The following is a 23,773-nucleotide window of genomic DNA, read 5'->3' on the forward strand; positions in this document are numbered from 1 at the left end:
CTTCGTCTTAAGGCGCGGGAGAGTAGGTCGCTGCCGGGTCTACCAGTCAGATAGGGATTAAAACGATGTCGCCTGAAGCCGCTTGTGCCTCGGGGACATGTCTCGAACCTTTTCTTCCTTCACATTCTCCTTTCCATCTTTGACGCGGGATGGAGCAGCCCGGTAGCTCGTCAGGCTCATAACCTGAAGGTCGCAGGTTCAAATCCTGCTCCCGCACCCAAGATCCAACGCCGCCCGGTTCCGCCGGGCGGCGTTTTTCGTTTCCGGCCTGTGCTTTCCGCCTAGCTTGGGCCCCTCAGGTGCCGGGCCATGCCGATGGCGGCGAGGAAATAGTGGACCGAGGCCCAGCCGTAGAACAGGAAGGTCAGCACCAGCCCGCCCTGGGTGCCGTCCGCCAGGGCACGCCGACACGCCTCGACCGTGCCGGGTGCCGCTCCGGCCGGGGCGATGCCGCCGGGGCAGGTCGCGGCGAACACTGCGGGATCTCCGCCGACGCCCCCGGCCCAGCCGGCGAGCAGGGCCGCGACGCCGCCCGTGCCGCCCAGGTTGAACCGGACACCGGCCAGCTGGTCGATCACCCAGCCGGTGAAGGGCGGGCCGCCGCCCAGGGCGATCAGGTTCAGGAACAGGAACAGCACCGCCGTGGCGGTCGCGCGCCGCCGCACATCTACGGAATTCTGCACCACGCCGAAGGTCGGTCCCAGATAGGTGTACTGGAAGAAGCCCGGCAGCAGCAGAATGGCGGCCGCCATCTGCCAGGACTCGCGGGTATAGGCCAGGATGTAGAGCGGCGTGCACAGCGCCAGGCCGATGGCCGGCGTCAGCGCGTACCAGGCCGGACTGATCCGGGCCAGCCGGTCGGCCAGGAAGCCGCCGGCCAGGGTGCCGATGCCGGCACCGACGCCCCCGATCAGACCGATGATCAGGCCCACCGTCGTCAGATCGAGGCGGAAGGCGGCGACGAAATACTGGGGCGCGAACTGGGCGGATCCATAGAGGCCGAACGACACCAGGGTGATCCCCAGCGCCATGTTGAGCACCGGCCAGTTGCCGAACAGGGCGCGGACCACGGCCCCGATCTCGCGCGTCTCATGGCCAATGGACCAGGGAAGGGGCGGGTGCGGCGCCTCGACCGGCAGTCCGGCCGCCAGCGCTGCCTCTCGGTCGGCGTAGCCGCGGGGCGGCTCCCGGACCAGCAGTTTGAAGACGATCGCCAGCAGCACGCCGGGCAGGCCCACGGCTACGAAGGCCCAGCGCCAGCCCAGGGTCTGGGCCAGCCAGCCGCCCGCGGCCGCGCCGAACATCACCCCGAGCGGCACGCCCAGCCCATAGATGGCCAGGGCCGAGGCGCGGCGCCCTGGCGGGAAATAGTCGCTGATCAGGCTGTGGGCCGGCGGCGAGCAGCCGGCCTCGCCGACGCCGACCCCGAACCGGCACAGGGCCAGCATCACATAGTTCCCTGCAAGGCCGCACAGGGCGGTAAAGCCTGACCACACTACCAGCGACACGGTCAGGATATTGACCCGGCTGTAGCGCTCGGCCAGCCGCGCGATCGGGATGCCCAGCAGGGTGTAGAGCAGGGCGAAATACAGCCCGCCCAGCAGGCCGATCTGGGTCGAGGTCAACGACAGCTCGGCCCGGATCGCCGGCCCCAGGATCGACAGGATGGTCCGGTCGATGAAATTGAACACATAGGCGCAGAGCAGCAGGCCGAGGACCATCCCCCTGTACTGCGGCGAGTGAAGGGGGCGGGCCGTCGGATGCGGGGGCATGGGGTGTCCTTACGAGGCCAGGATGTCGGCGAGGGCGCGCCGCAGCGCCTCGGATACGGGCCGGACCAAGGCCCCGGACACACAGCGCAGGTCGTCGTTGCGGCTGTGGTGGAACCGGTGATTGCCGAAAAAGCCGGCGGCGCTCGGGTATCCCGCCCTGAGGATGTTGGTCAGTTCGCCGGCGGCGTTCTCGACGGTCGCCGGATAGAGGGCCTCCAGACCCGGCTGGCCGGCGAAGGCCCGGGTGAAGGCGTCGGCCACATCCGGCGTCGCCAGCAGATAGCGCTGGGCATCGGGGCCGGGCAGGGGGCGGGTGCGGCCCCCGTACATATGCCAGTCGCGCGCCGCCAGATTGGCGCCCACATGCACCCACAGGCGCGTGCGTTCCGGTCGGGGGGCGAGCACCTCCAGATAATGTTCTCCACCCAGATTCTCGTATTCATGGCCGCTGATGGCGACCAGCTCGACGTCGAAGGGATCCTGTCGCTGCGCCAGCCAGTGGGCGGCGGCCAGCCAGACGGCGATCCCCGACCCGCGCTCGGCGGCACAGGTGAACCAGCCGGATCGCGGCGTCGACAGCACGACGGCGCGATCGGCATTCCGCTCCAGTCGGGCCGTCAGGTTGAAGGCCGGGCGCTGTCCCCCCTGTCCCGACAGGGTGAGCCTGCCGGTCCGGCCCTCGGCGGCCGCATTCAGAAAGGGCTCTGCATCATCGGGGGCCAGAATGGCGATGGGCCCTGCACCCGGCGCCAGACGAGCCGGGGCATTGAGCGCCAGGGCGTCGCCGGTCGGGCCGGTCGTGACCAGCACGGCGGCCGCCGCGCCCCGGCTCCAGACATCCGCCAGCCGGGCCTGGATCAGTCCGTCCAGCGCACTGGACCATCGGCGTGATGGCAGGACGATCAGGGCAATACTGCCGTCCAGCCGACCCGTGCCCAGGGCGAGGCGAAGCGGAGCGCTCAGGCCGTCCGCCCCCGTCGCGGTGACCGGCGCCTGGGGAATGACGGCCGCGGACTGCCCCTCGATCGCCAGCGTCGCCTGGTCGACGTCAAAGTAGGGGGCCTGAAAGCCGTGGCGGTGACAGACGTAGCCGATGCGGGTCAGGTCTTCCTCAAGCCAGGCGCCGACCGCGGTGTCGCCCGGTCCGCCGGTCGCCTTTTCGCCAGCACCGGCGTAGCGCTCGAGCACCCTCTGGTGCCAGGCGTCGTCCAGGTGAGGCGTGTCCGGCAGCAGGGGCGCCAGTCCGGCCCCTCCCGCGCCCATCAGCACCCCCCGCCGCGAGGGGGTCACGTCGTCGCTCCGTCGCGGGCCGTCCGGGTGTCCGTTTCGTCGACCATGGGGCCTCCCTGCTGCAGGCGCGGGAATCGCCGTCCCGCCCTGCCCGGCGCCGATGAGGTCGGCGCTCTCCCGCAGCGGAGTGGGGCACGCCACGGCGGATGTGTCAAATATCACTCACAGGAGCGTGAACAAAAGTATTTCGCTCGACGATGAATATCGGTTCAATCGTGTCGAAATCCTTGGTGTGGCGTTCGATCCAGCCTGAAATCACCGCGTCGCCCTGCGTCGTTGATGTTCACACGCGTGATAGGGAGTGTTGACAGGCCGCTGATGTCGTGTCCCTCTCTGGTCAAACGTCGGCGCTCACGACCGGCGTAAGGGAGGGATTTCTATGAAAGCGACACTTCTCGCGTCGGCCTGCGCCGCCGCCACCCTTGCTGTCCTCACCCCGGGCCTCGCCCTGGCGCAGGAGCAGGACCCCGCGACCAACCGGTCACAGGAACAGGCCACAACCCTTGAGGAGGTGATCGTCACCGCCACCCGCCGCACCGAGCGGGCCCAGGATGTGCCGATCAGCGTGACCACCCTGTCGCAGGAAGATCTGAACGAGCGGGGGATCGTCAACTATGACGGTCTGGCCATCGCCACCCCGGGCGTGACGCTCAACCGGGCCTCGGCCAACTTCAACAACTTCTCCGCGCGGGGCGTGGCCACCAACGGCTATGGCGCCAATCTTCAGAGCACGGTCGCCATCTATCTGGACGAACTGCCGATTTCGTCGAACGGCAACTCCACCATTCTCGATCCCAGCCTCTACGACGTGGAGCGGATCGAATTCCTGCGCGGGCCCCAGGGCACCCTGTTCGGCTCGGGCTCGCTGGCCGGCGCCCTGCGCATCCTGACCCACGATCCGGACCCCAGCGGGTTCGATGCCTCGTTCCTGATGGACATCGGCAAGATGAACGAGAGCGACGGCCTGCGTCAGCGCTACAACGCCATGATCAATGTGCCCCTGATCGAGGATCAGCTGGCCATCCGCGTGGTGGGCTTCTCGCGCAACGAAGAGGGCTGGGTCGACAACATCGGCACCGGCATCGAGGACTCGAACACCCTCATCCAGTACGGCGGCCGCGCCATCCTGCAATGGGAGCCGAACGAGCGCTTCGTCGCCCGCCTGCTGGTCTCGAACGAGGTCTCCAACCCGCATGACTCGTCGCTGACCAACCCCAATCTGGGCGACTTTGTCCGGCGCAGCGACCGCCCGGATCGCTTCCAGAGCGACATGACCAACTACAATGCGACCTTCGAATACCAGTTCGACGGCGCGCGCCTGACCAGTTCGACGACCTTCTCGGACTACACGGGCCTGTTCTACGTCGACCTGGCCGGCAGCTATAATCAGGCCTTCCCGTTCGCGCTGGACGCCGATGCCTGGGACGAGACCTTCGTCCAGGAAACCCGGCTGGTCTCGGATCCCGGCGGCGCCTTCGACTGGTCGGTCGGCACCTTCTACTTCCGCAAGCGTCGCGATGTGGACTATGGCTACCGGTCCAACCAGGCGTTCCTCGACGACTACCTGCTCTCCGGTCTGCCGGACGAGTATTACCAGAAGTTCGCCTCGCATTTCATCAGCCACGAGATCGCGGCCTTCGGCCAGCTGACCTATCGCTTCACGCCCGACCTGTGGGTGACCGGCGGCATCCGCTACGGCAAGACCGACGCCCAGGGCTTCACCGAGGCGGGCGGCTACAATTCGAACTATCTGGCGACGGCCTATGACATGACGGTCAATGGCAACTACGCCGCCTACTACAACTACTATATCGGCTTCCTGGGGCTGGACAGCATTCCGCTCACCGTGGCGCCGCCCTATGCCGCCGCTGAAGGGGTCAAGGTTGAGGAGGAGGGGCCGTCCTACCGGTTCAGCCTGTCCTGGCGCCCGACGCCGTCGATCACGACCTATGCGTCCTATTCGACCGGCTTCCGTCCGCCGATCGTCAACGCCCGGGCCGGCGCGGTCAGCACCATCGACCCCACCGACATCGTCATCCCGTACGGGGCGACGTCCGATGAGCTGATCAACTACGAGGTCGGGGTGAAGGGCCGCTGGTTCAACAACCGCCTGTTCGCGGATGCCGCAGTCTATTTCATCGACTGGAACGACATCCAGGTCCAGGCCAACCGCGTGTCCGACTCGGTCCAGTTCGCGACCAACATCGGCGGCGCCACCAGCAAGGGCTTCGAGGTTGCCCTGGTCGCTCTGCCGGTCGAAGGCTGGACGGTGGCCCTGACCGGGTCCTGGAACAAGACCGAGGTCGACGATCTGACCGCGTCCGAGGCGGCCATTTCCGGCGCCGTTCTGGGGGCTCCGCTGGCCGGGCCGGAATTCTCGGGCTCGCTGCGGGTCAACTACGAGTGGTTCCCGACCTCGACCGTGACGGGCAATGCGTCGCTGGCGATCTCGCATGTGGGCGGCTATCCGAACGCCTTCCCCAACACCCCGGGCAAGCCGAACATCCCGCTGCCGACCTTCGACGAAGTGGACAGCTACACCTTCGTCAACGGCACCGTGGCCTTCGCCTTCGATCACTACGTCGTCGGGGCCTATGTCGAGAACCTGTTCGACGACAAGTCGGTCAACTATGTGCACCCGGAAGCCTTCATCGACGGGCGCTACGGTCGGGTGCGGCCGCGCACCATCGGTATCCGCCTCAGCTATGAGTACTGATCGATGACGGCATCGTCTCCTGTTGCCCCGGACGCGCGCCCTGCGCGTCCGGGTGCCCGGGCCTGGACCGTCCTGGCGATCCTGTGCTTCGTCTATGTGCTGAACTTTCTGGATCGGCAGCTGCTGTCGATCCTGGCCAAGCCGATCCAGGATGAGCTGGGCGTCTCGGACGGCCAGCTGGGCCTGCTGGGCGGCCTGTTCTTTGCGGCCTTCTACTGCATCCTGGCCATTCCGGTCGGTTGGCTGGCGGACCGGACGAACCGGGTCCGCGTGCTGGCCATCGCCTGCGGCCTGTGGAGCGCGGCGACCGCCGCCTGTGGCCTGTCGACCAATTTCGGCCAGCTGGCGGTCTCGCGCATGGCGGTGGGCGTCGGCGAGGCGGGCGGGGTTCCCCCGTCCTACGCCATCATCTCCGACTATTTCCCCTCGGGCACGCGCGGCACAGCGCTCAGCCTGTTCAACCTGGGACCGCCGATCGGCTCGGCGCTGGGCGTGGCCTTCGGTGCCTCGATCGCCGCCAACTATTCGTGGCGCGACGCCTTCATCTGGGTCGGCGTGATCGGGGTGATCACAGCCGTGGTCGTCTGGATGTTCGTCAAGGAACCGAAGAAGGGCGGGCTGGATGCCGCACCCGTCGTCGATCCCGTCCCGACGGCAGATCCCGTCACCTCGCCGAAGACCGGATTCATGGCGACGTTCACTATGTTCTTCGCCAACTCCACGCTTCGGGGCATCTCCCTGGCGTGTGGCGCCACCCAGTTCGTCACCTATGCCCTGCTGAACTTTGCGGTGCTGTTCCTGATGCGCGAAAAGGGCATGACCCTGGAACAGGTCGCGCTGTGGTACGCCCTCGTCGTGGGCGGCTGCGTCAGCCTCGGCATGCTGATGTCAGGGCGTCTGATCGACATCTTCGCCAAGCGCTCCAAGACGGCCTATGCGTGGATTCCGGCCATCGGCCTGATCATCGCCGTGCCTTTCTACGCTGGCTTCGTCTGGGCCCCGACCTGGCAGATGTCCCTGGCCTTCCTGACCGTGCCGATGGCGCTCAACTACTTCTATCTGTCGCCGTCGATCACCCTGGTCCAGGAGACCGTTCGCCCGGATCAGCGCGTCATGTCGGGCGCCCTGCTGCTGCTGGTCATGAATCTGATCGGGCTGGGCCTGGGGCCGACCTATCTGGGCTTTGCCAGTGACTTCTTCGGGGAGAACGGCTTCCCGGACAACTCGCTGCAGATCGCCCTCTACACCCTGATCGCCTTCTATGTGCTGGCGATCGCCATGTTCCTCGGCATGGTCGGGAAGATCCGCCGTCAGACGGTACAGGAGGCCGCACGATGACCCGCGTACTCACCAGTCTGATCGTGGCGCTGGCGCTGACCGCCTGTGCGACCGCAACGGTCGAGGCCCAGACCCCGCCGGTGGTCAACGCGCCTGCCGGTCCGGTCCAGGGGCAGGCGGCGGACGGGCTTCATATGTTCAAGGGCATTCCCTACGCCCTGCCGCCGACCGGCTGGCGACGCTGGCGCCCGCCGGCGAAAATGGATCGCTGGACCTCGACCCGCGACGCCACGCAGTTCGGCGCGGCCTGTCACCAGCCCGTCGCGCGCGGCACCAGCATCTATGCCGGTGACGCCCCGACGATGAGCGAGGACTGCCTGTTCCTGAACATCTGGGCGCCGGAGGACGCCCGGGGCGCCCCGGTGTTCGTCTGGATCCACGGCGGCTCGCTGACCACCGGCGCGGGCAGTGAGCCCATGTATGACGGCGCGCGCATGGCGTCCGAGGGCGTCGTGGTCGTGACCCTCAACTACCGCCTTGGTGTGCTCGGCTACATGGCGCACCCCGAGCTGAGTGCCGAGTCCCGCAAGAACGTCTCGGGCAACTACGGCCTCCAGGACCAGATCGCGGCGATCGAATGGGTTCGGGACAATATCGCCGCCTTCGGGGGTGACCCGGAAAACGTCACCGTCGCAGGCGAGTCCGCGGGCGCCCTCAGCGTCATGTATCTGATGGCCTCGCCCGAGGCCGAGGGCCTGTTCGACAAGGCCATCGCCCAGAGCGCCTATATGTTGTCGATGCCCGAGCTGCGCACGCGCACCCACGGCGACGTCCCGGCCGAAGGGCTGGGCTGGTGGCTGCAGGGACAGCTGGGTCAGGCCAATCTGGCCGGCCTGCGCGCCATGGATGCCCAGACCCTGACCGTCTCGGCGCAACAGGCGGGCTATGCCCCTTTCGGCAATATCGACGGAGTCTATCTGCCGGCCCAGCTGGCCCAGGTGTTCGAGCGGGGCGAGCAGGCCCCCGTGCCGCTGCTGGCCGGCTTCAATCAGGGCGAGATCCGCTCGCTGCGGTTCCTCGTCCCGCCGGCGCCGGCCGACGCGGCCGCCTATGAAAAGGAAATCCGCGACCGCTACGGCGAACTGGCCGACACCTTCCTCGCCCTCTATCCCTCGGCCGACATGGCCGAGAGCATGCTGGCGACGCCGCGAGACGCCCTTTACGGCTGGACCGCCGAGCGCCTGATGCGCACCCAGACGGCACGGGGTCAGAACGCCTATCTCTACTTCTTCGACCACGGCTATCCAGCTGCGGATGACGCCGGACTGCACGCCTTCCATGCGGCCGAGATTCCCTATGTGTTCGGCAATGTGGATCGTTTGCCGCCGCGCTGGCCCGCCATCCCGGACACGCCGACCGAGCAGGCGTTGTCAGATGCGATGATGTCGTATTGGCTCAGCTTCGCCCGAACCGGTGTGCCGACCGCCGAGGGTCAGCCCGACTGGCCCGCCTATGGACGCACGGCCGCCTATATGCATTTCGCGGACGGCCCGCAGGTCGGCCAGCGCCTGATGCCCGGCATGTTCGAGCTTCATGAGACCGTCGTCTGTCGCAGACGGGCGGCCGGCGGAATTCCGTGGAACTGGAATTTTGGAGTCATCTCTCCGCCGCTGCCGACCGCCGCCCCCGGCTGCCCATGATTGACGGGGACATGCAGGCCTGGGCGCTGACGCTCGATAAATTCCTGGACCACGCGGCCCGCTGGCGGCCGGACGGACAGGTGGTCACCGCGCGCGGGAACGGCCGGGTCGACCGGATAGGCTATGACGCCCTGCGGACCCGCAGCCGCAAGGTCACGGCCGCGCTGATCGGGCTGGGCATCGCCCCGGGTGATCGCGTTGCGACGCTGGCGTGGAACAGTCAGGCCCACGTCGAGGCCTGGTATGGGGTGATGGGCATGGGCGCGGTCTGCCACACGCTCAATCCCCGCCTGACCGAGGCGCAGCTGGTGTCGATGCTGTCGCAATCGCGGGCCCGGATCCTGATCGCCAGCGCGGATCTGGAGCCCGTTGCGCGTCGCATCGTCTCCCGGACGTCCTCGCTGGAGCGGCTGTTGGTCATCGATGCCGATGCCGACGGCGCTGACCAGCTGGAGACGCTGATCGCCCGCGAGACCGGTGACGGCGTGGTCTGGGGCGACTTTGCCGAGACCACCCCCAGCGGCCTGTGCTTCACCTCGGGCACCACCGGCGCCCCCAAGGGGGTCACCTACACCCACCGGTCCAGCTATCTGCATACCCTGCGTCTGCTGCAGGCCGACGTCATGGGCATCACGGGGGCCGACAGCGTGCTGGCCGCCGTGCCGATGTTCCATGCCAACGCCTGGGGTCTGCCCTTCGCCGCGCCCGCGACGGGGGCCCGGCTGGTTCTGCCCGGACGCTGGCTGGACGGCGCCAGTCTGGCCAATCTGATCAATTCCGAGAACGTGACGCTGGCTGTCGGCATCGCCACCGTCTGGCTGGGACTGGTCGAACACCTGGACGCCCACGGTGGCGACACCCCGACGCTGGAGCGGGTCGTGGTCGGCGGCGCGCCCATGCCGCCGGCGCTGATGGAGCGGATCGAGCAGCGGCTGGGCGTGACCGTCCAGACCAGCTGGGGCATGACCGAACTGTCGCCGCTGGGCACCTGCGCACCCCGGAACGGCCCGCGCGCCGCCCAGTTGTCCGGGCGCCCCGCGGTGGGGGTCGATCTGTTGCTGACGGATGCCGACGGCCACGCCCTGCCCGAACAGCGCGGCGCCGAAGGGCATCTGCATGTGCGCGGCGAGGCTGTCGTCGATCGCTATTTCGGCGAGACCACCCCCGCCACCAATGCCGACGGCTGGTTCCCGACCGGCGATCTGGCCCGCATCGACGAGACGGGCAACCTGATCATCACCGGCCGCGCCAAGGACCTGATCAAGTCGGGGGGTGAATGGATCAATCCGGCCGAGATCGAGGCCGTGATCAATGAGCATCCGGCGGTGTCGCTGGCGGCGGTGATCGGCCGTGCCGATGCCAAATGGGGGGAACGTCCGGTGCTGGTCATCCAGGCCCGTGACACGCCCGACGTCACCGACGAGGATCTGCTGGCCGCCCTGCGGGGACGGGTGGCGCCGTGGTGGATTCCCGATGCGGTCATCCGTGTCGGACAGATGGCTCTGGCCTCGACCGGCAAAATCGACAAAATGCGTCTGAGAGTTGAATATGGCGACAGCTAATCTGAGGTCCGAGATCAAAGCGCCCCGAGTCCCTGCCGATCCGCCCGTCGCTGCCAAGCGCCGCCGCCGTACCAAGGTCGAGCAGCGCGCCGACATGATGGAACAGATCCTCGACGCGGCCGAGTATCTGTTCTCGATCCATGGCCTGTACGGGGTGACCCTGAAGGACGTGGCCAAGCGCGTCGGCGTCCACCACACCCTGCTGAACTACTATTTCACCGACAAGAAGAAGCTGTTCGACGACGTCATCGCCCGCCGCGCCGGCGTGACCAGCACCCTGCGGATGCAGGCGCTCAACGACTATGATGCCGCAACCGGGGGCAAGCCGACGGTCGAGGGCGCCTTGCGCGCCTTCCTCGACACCGACCTCGACCTCTATGGCCAGGGCGGCGAAAACTGGAAGAACTACGGGGCTCTGGGCGCGCAGGTGTCCAACACCCCCTATGGCGCCGAGCTGTTTGACCTCCACTTTGACCCGGTGGTCATGCGGCTGATCGAACTGCTGAAAAAGGCTCTGCCGGACTGTGCCGAGGAAGACATCTTCTGGGGCTACCACTTCGTCACCGGGGCGCTGATGCTGACGCTGGCGCGGACCGGGCGGATCAACCGCCTGTCGGGCGGCCTGTGCGACGCCGACGATTTTGACGCCATCAAGGATCGCATGGCGACCTTCATGGCCTCCGGCTTCATGTCGATCTGCAAGCCGAAGGCCCGGGGCTGACGCTTCGGCGTGCCGCCTGCCAACATTCTTTTTATACGGGGAGTAAGGCCCATGAGGCTCAACGGACGAATCGCGATTGTCACCGGCGCAGGCGGGGGGCTGGGCCGCAAGCATGCCCTGTTCCTGGCGCGGCAGGGCGCGCGCGTGGTGGTCAATGACATGAACGGGGCGGCGGCCGATGCCGTGGCCGCCGAGATCGTCGCAGCGGGCGGCGAGGCGATCGGCATCGGTGCCTCGGTCACCGATGAGGCGGCGGTCCAGGCCATGGTCGAGCGGACTCTCGCCGAATGGGGCCGCATCGACATCCTGATCAACAATGCCGGCATCCTGCGCGACAAGAGCTTCGCCAAGATGGACATGGCCGACTTCCGGCTGGTCGTCGACGTCCACCTGATGGGCGCGGCCCTCTGCTGCAAGGCGGTCTGGGCGGTGATGCGCGAGCAGGGCTTTGGCCGCATCGTCATGACCACCTCCTCGTCCGGCCTGTTCGGGAACTTCGGCCAGGCCAACTATGGCGCGGCCAAGATGGCGCTGGTCGGCCTGATGCAGACGCTGGCGATCGAGGGCGAGAAGTACGGCATCCGCGTCAACTGTCTGGCGCCGACGGCGGCGACCGGCATGACCGAGGGCGTGCTGTCCGAGGCCAGCCTGAAACAGCTGGACCCCGCGCTGGTCAGCCCGGCCCTGCTGCCGCTGGTGGTCGACAATGCCCCGACCCGCGCCATCGTCTGCGCCGGCGCGGGCCATTTCGCCCGGTCGTATGTCACCCTGACGGCCGGCCAGTTCATCGGCGGTGGCCCGGATGCGGGTGAGCGCCTGCTGGACGCCTGGGACCGGGTCTCGGACGACGCAGGGGCCATCGTCCCCGAATACGGCTTCACCCAAGCCGAGCGCGAGGTGGCCAGTGCCGAGCGTCACGGCCGGGTGCTGGTCGACTCATGACCCCGCTCAGCCGGCGCACAGCCCTGACCGGCGCGGGCGCCCTGGCGGCGGCGTGCGCCGGTCGGTCGATGGCGGGGTCCGGCGATCTCGAGGCCGTGGTCGACCGGGCCATGGCGGACCGGGCCACCTCAATGCTGATCGCGCGGGGCGACACTGTGCTGGCCGAGCGGTATGCGCCCGACTGGCCCGCTGACCGTCCGCGCGAGGTGGCCTCGGTGGCCAAGAGCATGATGGCCGTCCTGTTCGGCATGGCCATCGAGGACGGGGTCATCAGCGGCCTCGACCAGCCCGCCGCTGACTTCATCCCGGCCTGGCGAGACGATGCCCGCGCCGGCATTACCCTCCACCATCTGCTCAGCATGACCTCGGGGCTGGACGACACCGGTCTGGCGCTGCGCGGGGTTACCGGCGACCAGTTCGTGATCAATGCCGCCGCCCCGCTGGCCCATCCGCCGGGCACTCACTGGGCCTACAACACCGCCGCCTATCACCTGCTGTTCCACATCCTGATGCGGGCGACGGGCGAGACGATCGAGGCCTATGCGGACCGCAAACTGCTCGGCCCGCTGGGCATGCGCGACACCGTCTGGGTGACCAGCGAGGGGCAGGGGACCGACGGCCCGGTCACCAACTACTATTCCGCCGCCTCGACCGCGCGCGACCTGTGGACCTTCGGGCGAATGGTCATGCAGGGCGGGCGCTGGCAGGGGACACAGCTGGTCCCGGCCGACTATGTGGCGCGCATGGTGAGCCCGTCCCAGCCGATCAACCGGTCCTATGGCCTGCTCTGGTGGGTGAATGCGGAAGAGGGTCTGGACGTCATCGGCCGCCCCGGCGGGCGCCGCTTCCCCGGTGCGCCCCACGACACCTATGCCGCGCTCGGTGCGGGCGGGCAGGTGATCCTGATCGTGCCCTCGCGACAACTGATCCTCGTGCGCCAGGGCGACCCGCCCGGCTCGCCCGATTTCGCCGACCGTATGCTGGCCGAGACCCTGGCGGTGGTGGGCTAGACCGGCACAATCACTGCGCGGCCGGCGTCCAGCACCAGCGACACGGTCTGACCCTCTGCGGGCGCGGGCCCGGCGTGGCTGACGGTCAGCCGATGCGCCCCTTCCGGCCCGGCCATCGCAACCGTGACGGCGGTGGTATGTCCCGCAAAGCGCCGGGCCACGACGGTCGCCGCCACGCCCTGATCCGCCAGCCGGACATCGCCGGGTCGCACCAGCAGCTGCCAGTCCGTGGCCTCGCCGTCGGGACGGGGAAACCGGCCCAGGGGCGTCATCACCGTCTCGCCGTCCACGCGGGCCGGCAGGGCCTCGACCGGACCCAGCATCCGCGCGGCGGCCAGCGACACGGGCCGCAGATAGCAGGCCTCGGGCGTCCCCGCCTGCAGCACCTCGCCCTGATCCAGCAGCACCAGGTGATCCGCCATGGCCAGGGCGTCCTCGGCATCGTGGGTGACGATCAGCACGGCCGCCCCCGCCGCGCGCAGCGCCGGTGTCAGGGCGTCGCGCACCGCGGCCCGGAGCGAGGCATCCAGTCCCGAGAACGGCTCGTCCATCAGCAGCACGGCGGGCTCCCGCGCCAGCGCCCGGGCCAGTGCCACCCGCTGCTGCTCGCCGCCCGACAGGGTCGAGGGCCAGGCCCCGGCCCGGTCCTCGAGCCGCAGCGACCGCAGCAGGTCCAGCGCCCGCGTCCGCGCCTCGGCCCGGGTCAGGTGGCTCAGGCCAAAGGTGACATTGCCCAGCACCGTCTTGTGCGGGAACAGAGCGTGTTCCTGAAACATCAGGCCGATGCCGCGATGCTCGGGCGGGACCGTCTGCCCCGGCCGCGACAGGACCGTCCCGCCCAGCCGGATCTCTCCGGCCTCGGGCGCTTCCAGACCGGCGATCAGGCGCAGCAGGGTGCTCTTGCCGCTGCCCGAGGGGCCCAGCAGGGCGGTCACCTGTCCGGGCACCAGGGTCAGGTCGACGCCCTGCACCCCGGCATCGCGGCCATAGCGGCGGACCAGTCCGGCGGCGGTCAGGGTAGGGCGGTCGGTCATGGTTCTCCGGGGCGCGAGGCGCTGATCTTGCGGGTCAACCACAGCACGGCGGGCAGGGCCAGCAGAACGAGCAACAGGGTCGGCCAGCCGGCATTGGCCAGCCGCTCGTCCCGCGCATAATTGTCGGCCATCACTGCCAGGGTGTCGACGTTGAACGGACGCAGCATCAGGGTGGCGGGCAGCTCCTTCATCACATCCACGAACACCACGAGGCCGGCGGTGAACAGGGCCCCGCGGGCGAGCGGCAGCTGAACCGCCCAGGCCGTGCGCGTCTCGCTCCGGCCCAGCATGCGCGAGGCCTGCACTACTGATGGCGTGACGCGGGTCAGCCCGGCCTCGATCGGCTCGAAGGCGGCGGCCATCAGGCGGGCGGCATAGGCATAGATCAACAGTGCGATCCCCAGCCCGAAGCCACCCACCGATCCGGGCACCAGCCGCCACAGCACGGCGGCCGGGATCAGCAGCCCGATGGCCATCACCGCCCCCGGCGTCGCATAGCCGAGGCTGGCGAGGCGCGCGGCCAGGGGATGCCGCGTCGATCCCAGCGCCAGCAGGGCCGCCAGCGCGACCGTCACCACCGCCGCGATCACCGCCAGACCGACGCTGTGGCGCGCGGCGGCGATCAGCCTCGGCCATTCGGGGGTGATGTCGATCATGGTGTGCGCCATCCAGCCCAGCGGCAGGACGAGGCCGAGGCCGACCAGCATCAGGCAGACGCCGGTCGCCAGCGCCGCCTTGATCGGGGGCAGCGGCTGCAGGGTCAGGGGCCGCCAGCGGCCGCGTCCGCTGTCATGGTCGGCGCCGGACCGGCCCATCCGCTCGATCCACATCAGCACGGCGGCAAAGGCCAGCAGGGGCAGGGCGATCCGGGCGGCGGCCTCGACCGAGCCGAACACGAACCAGGCCCGCACCACGCCGGTGGTCAGGGTCTGGACGCCCAGAAACTGAACCGCCCCATAGTCCGCCAGCGTCTCCATGACCGCCAGCGCGACGCCTGCGGCCAGCGCCGGGCGCGCCATCGGCAGCGCCACCTGAAAGAAGGCCCGCAGGGGCGATGCGCCCAGCATCCGCGCGGCCTCGACCGCCTGCGACGACTGGTTCAGCAGGGCCGCCCGCATGGCCAGATAGACATAGGGGTAGAAGGCCAGCGACAGGATCAGCCCCGCCCCGCCGAGGCTGCGCATCTCGAACGGCATGTCGACGCCCAGCGTGCCCCGCATCCAGATACGCAGATCACCGGCCGCGTCGAACAGGTCGGCATAGCCATAGGCGAGGGCAAAGGCCGGCGCCGCCAGCGGCAGGGCCAGCGCCCAGCTCAGCCAACGTCGGCCAGGAAAGTCATGGCCGACCACCAGCCAGGCAGCAGTCACCCCAAAGATCGCTGTCAGCACTGCCACCTGGGCCGACAGGGCGACCGAGGTCAGGGCATAACGCGTCAGGTCCGACAGGGCGATGTCCGCCTGCCCCTCGCCCAATGCCGTCGCCACCACCCCGATCAGGGGCAGGACGGCGACCAGAGCCGCGCCCAGCCCCATCCACACCAATGGCGAAAGCCCGCCCCGGATGCCGGAGCGGGCCTTCAGTCTCGTCGGGGCCGGGGTCGGGCCTATCGCCAGCCTGCCTGGCTCATCATCGTCTGGGCTGCGGCCTGACGCGGACCATAGCGGGCGACCGACATCGGATGGGCCTCGAACGGCGCATAGGCGCTGACCGGGGCCGGCACGGTCACCGAGGGGCTGGCCGGATACTCATTGTTGTGCTCGGCGACCAGCGACTGGGCCTCGGGCGAGGCCAGGAATTCCAGCAGCTTGACCGCATTGTCGAAATTCGGGGCATTGGCCGCGACGCCGCCGCCCGAGATGTTCACATGGGCGCCGCGACCGTCCAGCGACGGGAAGGCCAGCTTGACCCGTTCGGTGATCTCGCGGTCGCCCGCATCCTCACCCGACGCCAGCCGGATGTAATAATAGCTGTTGGTGATGGCGACTTCACAGATGCCGGCCCCGACGGCCCGGATCTGGTCGCGGTCGCCGCCCTCGGGCTGGCGGGCCATATTGGCGACAATCCCTTCGACCCACTCGCGGGTCTTTTCTTCTCCCCAGACCTCGATCAGGGCACCGACCAGCGACAGGTTGTAGACGCTGTCGGCGGCGCGAACGCACAGCTTGCCGCGGAAACGGGGCGAGGCCAGTTCTTCATAGGTATCGACCTCTTCCGGGCGCACCTTGGCGGAATCATAGGCGACGATGCGGGCCCGGCGGCTGAAGCCGTACCAGTGGCCACCCGGCTCGCGCAGATTGGCCGGAATGGCTTCCTGCAGGACGGTCGAGTTGGCGGGCTGGAACAGGCCGGCGTCCTGGACGCGCCACAGGGCGCCGGCGTCGGCGGCCACGAACACATCGGCGGGACTGGCTTCGCCCTCGGACTGCATGCGGGCGATCAGGGTGTCGGGGTTGCCCTCGATCCGGTTGACGCGAATGCCGGTCAGCTCGGTGAACCGCTCATACAGGCGCAGGTCGCTGTCATAGTGGCGGGCGGTATAAAGGTTGACGACGCCGGCATCCGCCGGAGGCGTCGCCTCGGCGGTCCTGGTCTCGGATTCGGGCTGGCCGCAGGCGGCAACCAGCAGACCAAGGGCAAAGGCGCCGGCCAGGGCGCGGACTGAGGCGAAGGGCTTCGTCATCGAACTCTCCTGAAATGTGAGGCTCTCCTAACGCGATTGAGAATGTTTCGCAACAACGCGGCCGCTCCGATTGCGGAAACCGTAAAGCCTTCCGATGCGCTATAGTGACGCTGGAACAAGAGGGTCGATGCCATGATCATGCGGTTGAACCGGAATACGCGACTGTGGGGCGCGGTCTGCAGCCTGGCGCTCGTCGGGGCCTGTTCGCAGGAACAGCGCGATCCGCCGGATCCGGTCGAGGCCCCCCTGCCGGATGAGGCCCCGATCAGCGGCGTGGCCATCGCCTATGACTGCGAAAGCGGCGAGAGCCTGTCGGTCGTCTACGGCAAGGACCGCACTGCGGGCCTGACCTATGAGGGCAAGTCCTACCGCCTTCGTCCGGTGACCTCCGGTAGCGGCGCCCGCTACGCCGGCGACGAGCTGGAATGGTGGTCGGCGACCCGCGACGGGCGCGAGGAAGGCCGCCTCAGCCGTCTGGACGACGAAGGCAAGCCCCAGGGCGTCGAACTGGAACGCTGCGTCCGCAAGGGCCAGCCTCTGACCCCCGCCAGCAATCCGCAGTCGATGGCCGAGGCCCCGGCCTGCGCCGGGCCGCAACTGGCGCTCGAGATCGAAAACTCGGACGCCGGCGCCGGCAATCGCGGCATGGTGCTGTCCCTGCGCAACGCCGGAACCGAGACCTGCAGCGTCACGGGCTATCCGGGCGTGACCCTGATGAACGAGGAGGGGCGCCCCGTCGTCGGCGTGCGCGCCGATCCGTGGATGCAGGGCGATCCCGCGGAACCCCCGCACCCCGTCGAACTGATCGCGGGCGCCAAGGCGTATTTCGACATCGGCTGGAATGTGGTGCCCCACGAGAGCGAGGGCGAGACCCGCTGTCCGGTGACCGAAGGCCTGCGGGTCACGGCGCCCGGCGACACGGCGCCCCTGACGCAGCAGACCGAGATGACCGTCTGCGGCGGGCGGATCAAGGTCGGGCCTGTGCGCGCAACCCAGGATGTCTCGGCCGGGGCCTGATGCCGAAGCTGTGACACCGGGCGGGGCTTTATGCGGCCCACAAAACCGTCTAGCGGAGCGCCCATGACGACATTCCACGACCGTATCGCCGCCGAACTGGCCGACATCGACGCCCAGGGGCTGACCAAGCCCGAACGGGTCATCGCCTCACGACAGGGGCCTGTGATCGAGGTGGCGGGCAAGAAGGTGCTGAACTTCTGCGCCAACAATTATCTGGGTCTGGCCGGGGACGAGCGCGTCGTCCAGGCGGGCATCAAGGCCCAGGAACGCTGGGGCGCCGGCACGGCCTCGGTGCGCTTCATCTGCGGCACGCTGGAGATCCACAAGGAACTGGAGCGCGCCATCGCCGACTACCTCGGCTTTGAGGACACCATCCTGTTCGCCGCCGCCTTTGACGCCAACGGCGGGATCTTCGAGCCGCTGTTCGGGGCCGAGGACGCGATCGTCTCGGACAGCCTGAACCATGCCTCGATCATCGATGGCGTGCGCCTGTGCAAGGCCAAACGCTATCGCTTCGCCAACTCCGACATGGCCGACCTCGAGGCCCAGCTGAAGCAGGCCCGGGCCGACGGCGCGCGCGACATCACCATCGCCACCGACGGCGCCTTCTCCATGGACGGCTATGTCGCGAAGCTGGCCGAGATCCGGGCGCTGGCCGACCAATACGACGCCCTGATCATGGTCGACGACTGCCACGCCACCGGCTTCATGGGCGACAAGGGGCGCGGCTCCTATGCCCATTGCGGGGTCAAGGTCGACTTCGTCACCGGCACCTTCGGCAAGGCGCTGGGCGGGGCCATGGGCGGTTTCATCTGCGCGACCGCGCCGGTCGTGGCCCTGCTGAAGCAGCGCGCCCGGCCCTATCTGTTCTCGAACGCGCTCAGCCCCGCTGTCTGCGGCTCCTCGCTCGAGGCCATCCGCATCGCCGCGGGCGAGGAGGGCGACGCCCTGCGCCAGCAGCTGTTCGCCAATGCCGCACGCTATCGCGCCGCCATGACCGAGGCCGGCTTCGACCTGCTGCCGGGCGAGCATCCGATCATTCCGGTGATGCTGGGCGATGCCCGCATCGCCCAGGACATGGCCGCCCGCATGCTGGAGCTGGGCGTCTATGTCATCGGCTTCAGCTTCCCGGTGGTGCCGCGCGGCGCCGCCCGCATCCGCACCCAGATGTCGGCCGCCCACACCTTTGAGCAGATCGATCAGGTCGTTGCGGCGTTCAAGACCGCAGGAAAAGAGTTGGGAGTGATCAAATGACCGACACCATGAAGGCCCTGGCCAAGATGAAGCCCGCCGAGGGCCTCGAGCTGATCGACGCCCCGATTCCCGAGGCCGGTCCCGAGGATGTGCTGATCAAGGTGCACAAGACCGCCGTCTGCGGCACGGACATCCACATCTGGAACTGGGACGAGTGGTCGCAAAAGAATGTGCCCGTCCCGATGATCACCGGCCACGAATTCTCGGGCGAGATCGTCTTCGTCGGCAAGGACGTGGACCGTCCGCTGAAAATCGGCCAGCGCGTCTCGGCCGAGGGCCACGTCATCGACCTGAACTCCGAGGCGGCCCGCGCCGGCCACTTCCACCTCGACCCCGCCACCCGCGGCATCGGCGTGAACCGTCAGGGCGCCTTTGCCGAGTTCGTCGTGGCTCCGGCCTTCAATGTCATCGAGCTTCCGGATGATGTGCCCTATGCCATCGGCTCGATCCTCGATCCGTTCGGCAATGCCGTGCACACCGCGCAGCAGTTCGACCTGCTGGGCGAGGATGTGCTGGTCACCGGCGCCGGCCCGATCGGCATCATGGCCGCCGCCGTCGCCCGCCACGCCGGGGCGCGCACCGTGGTCCTGACCGACATCAACGACTTCCGCCTCGATCTGGCCCAGAAGGTCGCGCCGGGCGTCCGCACCGTGAACACGCTCAAGGAAGACCTGCACGACGTCATTGCCGAGCTGGGCATGAAGGTCGGCTTTGACGTGGCGCTGGAAATGTCGGGCTCGCCCATCGCCTTCAAACAGTGCGTCGACACCCTGATCATGGGCGGCGGACTGGCCCTGCTGGGCATTCCGTCCAAGCCGATGGAGACCGACTGGGGCGCCATCATCCTCAAGGCCCTGACCATCAAGGGCGTCTATGGCCGCGAGATGTTCACCACCTGGCGCAAGATGCTGGGCCTGCTGAAGGCCGGGCTGGACCTTGAGCCGCTCATCACCCACCAGCTGAACTATGCCGACTATCGCGAGGGCTTTGAGGTGATGAAGTCTGGCAAATCCGGCAAGGTCGTGCTGGACTGGTCAAAGGCGGCCTGATTGGCGGTCGCTTCTGACGGGGGGCCATATGCTCGGTCTGATCGCCACCATTCTGCTGACCACCACGGCCCCTGATCGGGTCGAGGTGCGATACACCCCCCTGTCCGACCATTGCGAGATGATGGACGAGGGCGCCTTCGAAGGTCAGGACTGGGTTCTCCATCGGTGCCAGGGTCTGGCCGGCTATCCGGTCTGGATCGGCTATGCCGACGGCACCCGGATGTCGCTGGCCTTTGGCGCGATGCAAACGATCAGCGGCATGTTTGCGACCGAGCGGAACGTCTCATGGCCCGTCGAATGGCGGGGCGTGGCGGGGGACGTCTTCCAACCTCATGCGGCCATCGTCAGGGTCCGCTCGCTCACAGACGGCGCCTCCATGTTGGCCGTCTATCGCATTGCAGAGGACGGATCGTCGTGCCTGCGGGGCGTCACCGCCACGACTGAAGCCGCCCGCGAACTGGCCGACGCCCCGCCCCGCCAGGGTTGCTAGGTCGCCAGCAGTATCCTCAGCCGCGTCTCGAACGATTTGGCCTCCGGACCGGGCAGGGCCTCGGCCAGGTCTCCGGCCTCGAACCGCGCCAGCACCTTGGGGTGGATGTAGGACGCCCGGCACACCGTCGGCGTATTGCCCAGCAGGCCCGACACCGTCCGGCAACAGGCGACGATCTTGCGCCGGGCATCGGTGGGCGAGGTCGGCGGCTCGACCTCGCACAGCACCCGCGCCGCCGACAGGGTCGCCGCCCAGGTGCGGAAATCCTTGGCCGAAAAGTCCTCGCCCATGGCCTCGCGGATATAGGCATTGACGGCGTCCGAGGTGACGGTGGCCAGATCGCCCTCTGGCGCCCGATACTGGAACACCGGCTGGCCGGGCAGGTCGCGCAGGCTGCGGATCACCCGCGCCAGCCTGCGGTCGCGCACCGACACCTCATGGCTCTGGCCGCTCTTGCCGCGAAAGGCGAAGGTCAGCGAGCCCCCGTCCACCGCCAAGTGCCGCTTGTTCAGCGTGGTCAGCCCATAGGACCGGTTCTGCCTGGCATAGCGGGCATTGCCGATCCGGATCAGGGTCAGCTCCAGCAGCCGAACGACCGTGGCCAGCACCTTGTCGCGACACGGCCCCCGCTTGTTCAGATCGGCCTCGACCCGCTCATGCAGCCGGGGCAGGGCGCGGGCGAAGGCGGGCAGCCGGTCGAATTTCGACTCCGAGGCATGGCTGCTCCAGTCGGCATGATAGCGGTACTGCTTCCGCCCCTTCGCATCGCGGCCGATCGCCTGGATGTGGCCGTTGGCGCGCGGGCAGATCCACACGTCGGTCCAGGCCGGCGGAATGGCCAGGGCCTTGATGCGCGCCCGGACCTTCGGATCGCGGATCACCGCGCCCTTGCGATCCAGATAGGTGAATCCCTTGCCCGCGCGCCTGCGCGATAAACCGGCATGATCGTCGCTGCACCAGCTCAGACCGGCGGGCAGTTCGGGGTCCGTGTCGGACAGGGGGAGGGCCGTCATCGCGGCAAGCGGAGTGTCATGGCGGATCGGCAACGCGGCCCTCCGCCCCCCGGTTCCTCCGGCAGAGCTCTAGGCGGCGCCGCCCTCGAACACCCGCCGGGCGGCCCGCGCGAATTCGTCGCCCGTGGTAAAGCCCATGCTTTCCAGACGCGTATCCGAACAGATCGCCCGGATCACGACCCCGCTGACCGACCCGGCGGCCGTGGGCTCGCTCCAGTCGCCCGGTTCCTCGTGCGTCCGAAAGGCTTCGGAATCGCTGAACCGATGGGCCGTCGAACTCAGCACCCGCCGCCGCAAATTCGTGCAGTCGAACTCCTCATGGGTCAGCACATAGTCCCATGTGCGACCGGTCGGCAGGGTCTGGATCCCCGACGCGACCACCACGACCCGCGCCGTGCGCAGGGCCCCGTTGCGGGTCACGCTGTCGGCGTCAAAGCCCTGCGCGATACCGCCCCCGTGGGCGCCGTACACCCAGTCCTGCGCGCCGACCGTCCCCGCGAGGGCCCAGGCGACGACCGCAACAGCCAGCAATCTCATGAGCGACTCCTTCGACGATGCCCTGTCGGCCCGCACGGGGCCGCGCCGGAATTCAGCATTCCCGTCGCGGCCGCGCAATGTCATAGCGGGCCCCAATCAGCTTTGGTCAGGATCACGCGCCTGACACCCGACACGAGCAGGCCCCGGTCCATGAACTACCGTCACAGCTTTCACGCCGGAAACTTCGCCGATCTGGTCAAGCATGCCCTGCTGCTGTGGCTGGTCGACCGGATGCAGGCGCGCGGGCCGCTGACCGTCATCGACACCCACGCCGGGGCCGGCCTCTATGACCTGACCGGTGATGCCGTCCGCTCGCGCGAGGCCGAGGCGGGCGTCGCGCGGCTGATGGCCAGCGAGACCCTGCCCCCCGCGATCCGGGCCCTGGCCGAGGAGGTCACGGCCCTCAACCCCGACGGCGGTGTGCGCTTCTATCCGGGCTCGCCCCTGCTGGTCGCCCGGCGCCTGCGCGAGGGGGACGCCTATGTCGGCTTCGAGATGAACCCGCCGGTGGTCACGCTGCTCAACCAGGCGCTCGCCGACCATCCCCGGGCGTCGGGTCAGGCGGCTGACGGCTATGAGGCCCTGGCCGGAGCGACCGCAGGCGTGCGCGGTCCGCTGGTGCTGATCGACCCGCCGTTTGAACAGGCCGACGACTATCAACGCGCGGCTGACGCGGCCGCCGCGGTGGCCCGGCGCGACCCGACCGCGACCGTCGCCATCTGGACCCCGCTCAAGGACATGGAGACCTTCGACGGCTTCCTGCGCCGCCTGTCGTCCGGCAAGCCCGGTCGCGTCCTGGTGGCCGAGGCGCGGCTGCGGCCCCTGACCAATCCGATGAAAATGAACGGCTGCACCCTGGTCATGCTCAACCCGCCCGAAGGCGCCGAGGCGGTGTCACAGGAGGTCTGCGGCTGGGTGGCGGAAACCCTGGGCGACACCGGTGCCCGCGCCGAGGTCTGGTGGGCCTCCCCCTAAAATCGCCGATGCTGCGGGTCCGCTTACAAGCAGCAAGTCAATGACGGCTCTCGACCCAAAGCGGACAGCCCCAACCCAACACTTGGAAGTCCGATGCGATCATGATCTGAAGGCCAAATGATCGACGCCGTCGAACTCTATGGTCTGGAAGCCTTGGACGATCCGTTCCGCGAGGCGTTTGAGGCCGCTCATGCTTTGCTCGATGAACCGGAATGGGAACACGGCCTCGAAAAGCTTGAGACGCTGGCATATGCGGGTTCAATGCTCAGTACGATCTGCGTGGCGGGCTGCATGTTGAATGGCTGGTACGACCGCGAAGACCTTCCCGGTGCCGAAGCCTGGTACCGAGTTGCAGCGGAAGCCGGGTACTCCGCCGCATTCGTCGGTTTGGGAGCTACATATCATCGCATGGGCCGCTTCTCGGACGCGGCGGTTGCGTACGAGGAGGCAGCGGCAAGAGACTATCCGCCAGCCTACCACAGGCTCGCGTTGCTTTACTGGTACGGAGAGGGTGTTTCGCCAGATCGGCAAAGAGCGTTGAACCTATGGAGGTCGGGCGCTTCACAAGGCCACCAGCAAGCAAGACACGCGTTGGCCAGGGTGCTCATTCATGGCGCCGGAGGGCTTCGGGGTCGGATCGAGGGACTGCGGTATGCGTTCCAAAGTGTTGCGGAGATTTTGCGGGGAACGACCTGAAATCGCGCCCGGACAAGCCAATGAGACCGCTTTC

General features: G+C 68.2%; 20 protein-coding genes and 1 tRNA gene. 14 read left to right on the forward strand and 7 right to left on the reverse strand.

The features are described 5' to 3' along the window. The first annotated feature begins 143 nt into the window (after positions 1-143). A tRNA-Met gene (locus V7672_RS13430) sits at positions 144-220 on the forward strand. A gap of 61 nt (positions 221-281) precedes the next feature. On the opposite strand, the gene V7672_RS13435 is transcribed toward V7672_RS13430, so the two are convergent. Beyond that, positions 282-1,772 carry a spinster family MFS transporter gene (locus V7672_RS13435; protein WP_335625083.1) on the reverse strand — a complete coding sequence of 497 codons (1,491 nt, stop codon included), beginning with the start codon at positions 1,770-1,772 and terminating at the stop codon, positions 282-284. Positions 1,773-1,781: 9 nt separating this feature from the next. Continuing rightward, positions 1,782-3,062 carry a hypothetical protein gene (locus V7672_RS13440; protein WP_335625084.1) on the reverse strand — a complete coding sequence of 427 codons (1,281 nt, stop codon included), beginning with the start codon at positions 3,060-3,062 and terminating at the stop codon, positions 1,782-1,784. Positions 3,063-3,441: 379 nt separating this feature from the next. Here V7672_RS13440 and V7672_RS13445 point away from each other — a divergent pair, with 379 nt between their 5' ends. The 7 genes from V7672_RS13445 (at position 3,442) to V7672_RS13475 (ending at position 12,991) form a co-directional block, all read left to right on the forward strand. Continuing rightward, complete coding sequence (locus V7672_RS13445; protein ID WP_335625085.1) at positions 3,442-5,778, forward strand: TonB-dependent receptor; 2,337 nt, start codon at positions 3,442-3,444, stop codon at positions 5,776-5,778. Between the two features lie 3 nt (positions 5,779-5,781). Then, complete coding sequence (locus V7672_RS13450; RefSeq protein WP_335625086.1) at positions 5,782-7,116, forward strand: spinster family MFS transporter; 1,335 nt, start codon at positions 5,782-5,784, stop codon at positions 7,114-7,116. Then, positions 7,113-8,756, forward strand: coding sequence for a carboxylesterase/lipase family protein (locus V7672_RS13455; RefSeq protein WP_335625087.1), 1,644 nt, complete (start codon positions 7,113-7,115; stop codon positions 8,754-8,756). Before V7672_RS13450 ends, V7672_RS13455 begins: the two co-directional genes overlap by 4 nt. After that, positions 8,753-10,318 (forward strand): AMP-binding protein, encoded by a 1,566-nt coding sequence (locus V7672_RS13460; protein WP_335625088.1) that lies wholly within the window; start codon positions 8,753-8,755, stop codon positions 10,316-10,318. Before V7672_RS13455 ends, V7672_RS13460 begins: the two co-directional genes overlap by 4 nt. A gap of 94 nt (positions 10,319-10,412) precedes the next feature. Then, positions 10,413-11,039: a TetR/AcrR family transcriptional regulator gene (locus V7672_RS13465; protein WP_335625187.1), complete on the forward strand. Its 627-nt coding sequence runs from the start codon at positions 10,413-10,415 to the stop codon at positions 11,037-11,039. A gap of 51 nt (positions 11,040-11,090) precedes the next feature. After that, complete coding sequence (locus V7672_RS13470) at positions 11,091-11,981, forward strand: SDR family NAD(P)-dependent oxidoreductase (protein ID WP_335625089.1); 891 nt, start codon at positions 11,091-11,093, stop codon at positions 11,979-11,981. Continuing rightward, on the forward strand, positions 11,978-12,991 hold the full coding sequence (locus V7672_RS13475; RefSeq protein ID WP_335625090.1) for a serine hydrolase domain-containing protein: 1,014 nt from the start codon (positions 11,978-11,980) through the stop codon (positions 12,989-12,991). Before V7672_RS13470 ends, V7672_RS13475 begins: the two co-directional genes overlap by 4 nt. On the opposite strand, the gene V7672_RS13480 is transcribed toward V7672_RS13475, so the two are convergent. The 3 genes from V7672_RS13480 to V7672_RS13490 form a co-directional block, all read right to left on the reverse strand. Further along, positions 12,988-14,025, reverse strand: coding sequence for an ABC transporter ATP-binding protein (locus V7672_RS13480; protein ID WP_335625091.1), 1,038 nt, complete (start codon positions 14,023-14,025; stop codon positions 12,988-12,990). The genes V7672_RS13475 and V7672_RS13480 overlap by 4 nt on opposite strands. Next, positions 14,022-15,560: an ABC transporter permease gene (locus V7672_RS13485; RefSeq protein ID WP_335625092.1), complete on the reverse strand. Its 1,539-nt coding sequence runs from the start codon at positions 15,558-15,560 to the stop codon at positions 14,022-14,024. The genes V7672_RS13480 and V7672_RS13485 overlap by 4 nt, the downstream gene beginning before the upstream one ends. A gap of 71 nt (positions 15,561-15,631) precedes the next feature. Then, a complete protein-coding gene (locus V7672_RS13490; protein ID WP_335625093.1) occupies positions 15,632-16,708 on the reverse strand; it encodes an extracellular solute-binding protein in 1,077 nt (358 codons plus the stop codon). A 132-nt stretch (positions 16,709-16,840) separates the two neighbouring features. Between V7672_RS13490 and V7672_RS13495 the strand changes: the two genes are divergently transcribed. The 4 genes from V7672_RS13495 to V7672_RS13510 all read left to right on the forward strand — a co-directional run bounded on the left by V7672_RS13495 (position 16,841) and on the right by V7672_RS13510 (position 20,518). Further along, on the forward strand, positions 16,841-17,725 hold the full coding sequence (locus V7672_RS13495) for a DUF4232 domain-containing protein (protein WP_335625094.1): 885 nt from the start codon (positions 16,841-16,843) through the stop codon (positions 17,723-17,725). A 63-nt stretch (positions 17,726-17,788) separates the two neighbouring features. Continuing rightward, positions 17,789-18,979, forward strand: coding sequence for a glycine C-acetyltransferase (locus tag V7672_RS13500; RefSeq protein WP_335625095.1), 1,191 nt, complete (start codon positions 17,789-17,791; stop codon positions 18,977-18,979). Continuing rightward, on the forward strand, positions 18,976-20,028 hold the full coding sequence (gene tdh, locus V7672_RS13505; RefSeq protein WP_335625096.1) for an L-threonine 3-dehydrogenase: 1,053 nt from the start codon (positions 18,976-18,978) through the stop codon (positions 20,026-20,028). Before V7672_RS13500 ends, tdh begins: the two co-directional genes overlap by 4 nt. Before the next feature lie 28 nt (positions 20,029-20,056). Continuing rightward, positions 20,057-20,518 (forward strand): hypothetical protein, encoded by a 462-nt coding sequence (locus V7672_RS13510; RefSeq protein WP_335625097.1) that lies wholly within the window; start codon positions 20,057-20,059, stop codon positions 20,516-20,518. Here V7672_RS13510 and V7672_RS13515 read toward each other — a convergent pair. Both V7672_RS13515 and V7672_RS13520 read right to left on the reverse strand, forming a co-directional pair. Beyond that, complete coding sequence (locus V7672_RS13515) at positions 20,515-21,531, reverse strand: DNA topoisomerase IB (RefSeq protein ID WP_335625098.1); 1,017 nt, start codon at positions 21,529-21,531, stop codon at positions 20,515-20,517. The genes V7672_RS13510 and V7672_RS13515 overlap by 4 nt on opposite strands. Positions 21,532-21,600: 69 nt before the next feature. Next, positions 21,601-22,068 (reverse strand): surface-adhesin E family protein, encoded by a 468-nt coding sequence (locus tag V7672_RS13520; RefSeq protein WP_335625099.1) that lies wholly within the window; start codon positions 22,066-22,068, stop codon positions 21,601-21,603. A gap of 150 nt (positions 22,069-22,218) precedes the next feature. Here V7672_RS13520 and rlmJ point away from each other — a divergent pair, with 150 nt between their 5' ends. After that, a complete protein-coding gene (gene rlmJ, locus V7672_RS13525) occupies positions 22,219-23,043 on the forward strand; it encodes a 23S rRNA (adenine(2030)-N(6))-methyltransferase RlmJ (protein ID WP_335625100.1) in 825 nt (274 codons plus the stop codon). Positions 23,044-23,160: 117 nt separating this feature from the next. Further along, positions 23,161-23,739: a tetratricopeptide repeat protein gene (locus V7672_RS13530; protein ID WP_335625101.1), complete on the forward strand. Its 579-nt coding sequence runs from the start codon at positions 23,161-23,163 to the stop codon at positions 23,737-23,739. Positions 23,740-23,773: the final 34 nt, after the last annotated feature.

This window comes from Brevundimonas sp. (genome assembly GCF_036963785.1).
Taxonomy (GTDB): Bacteria; Pseudomonadota; Alphaproteobacteria; order Caulobacterales; family Caulobacteraceae; genus Brevundimonas.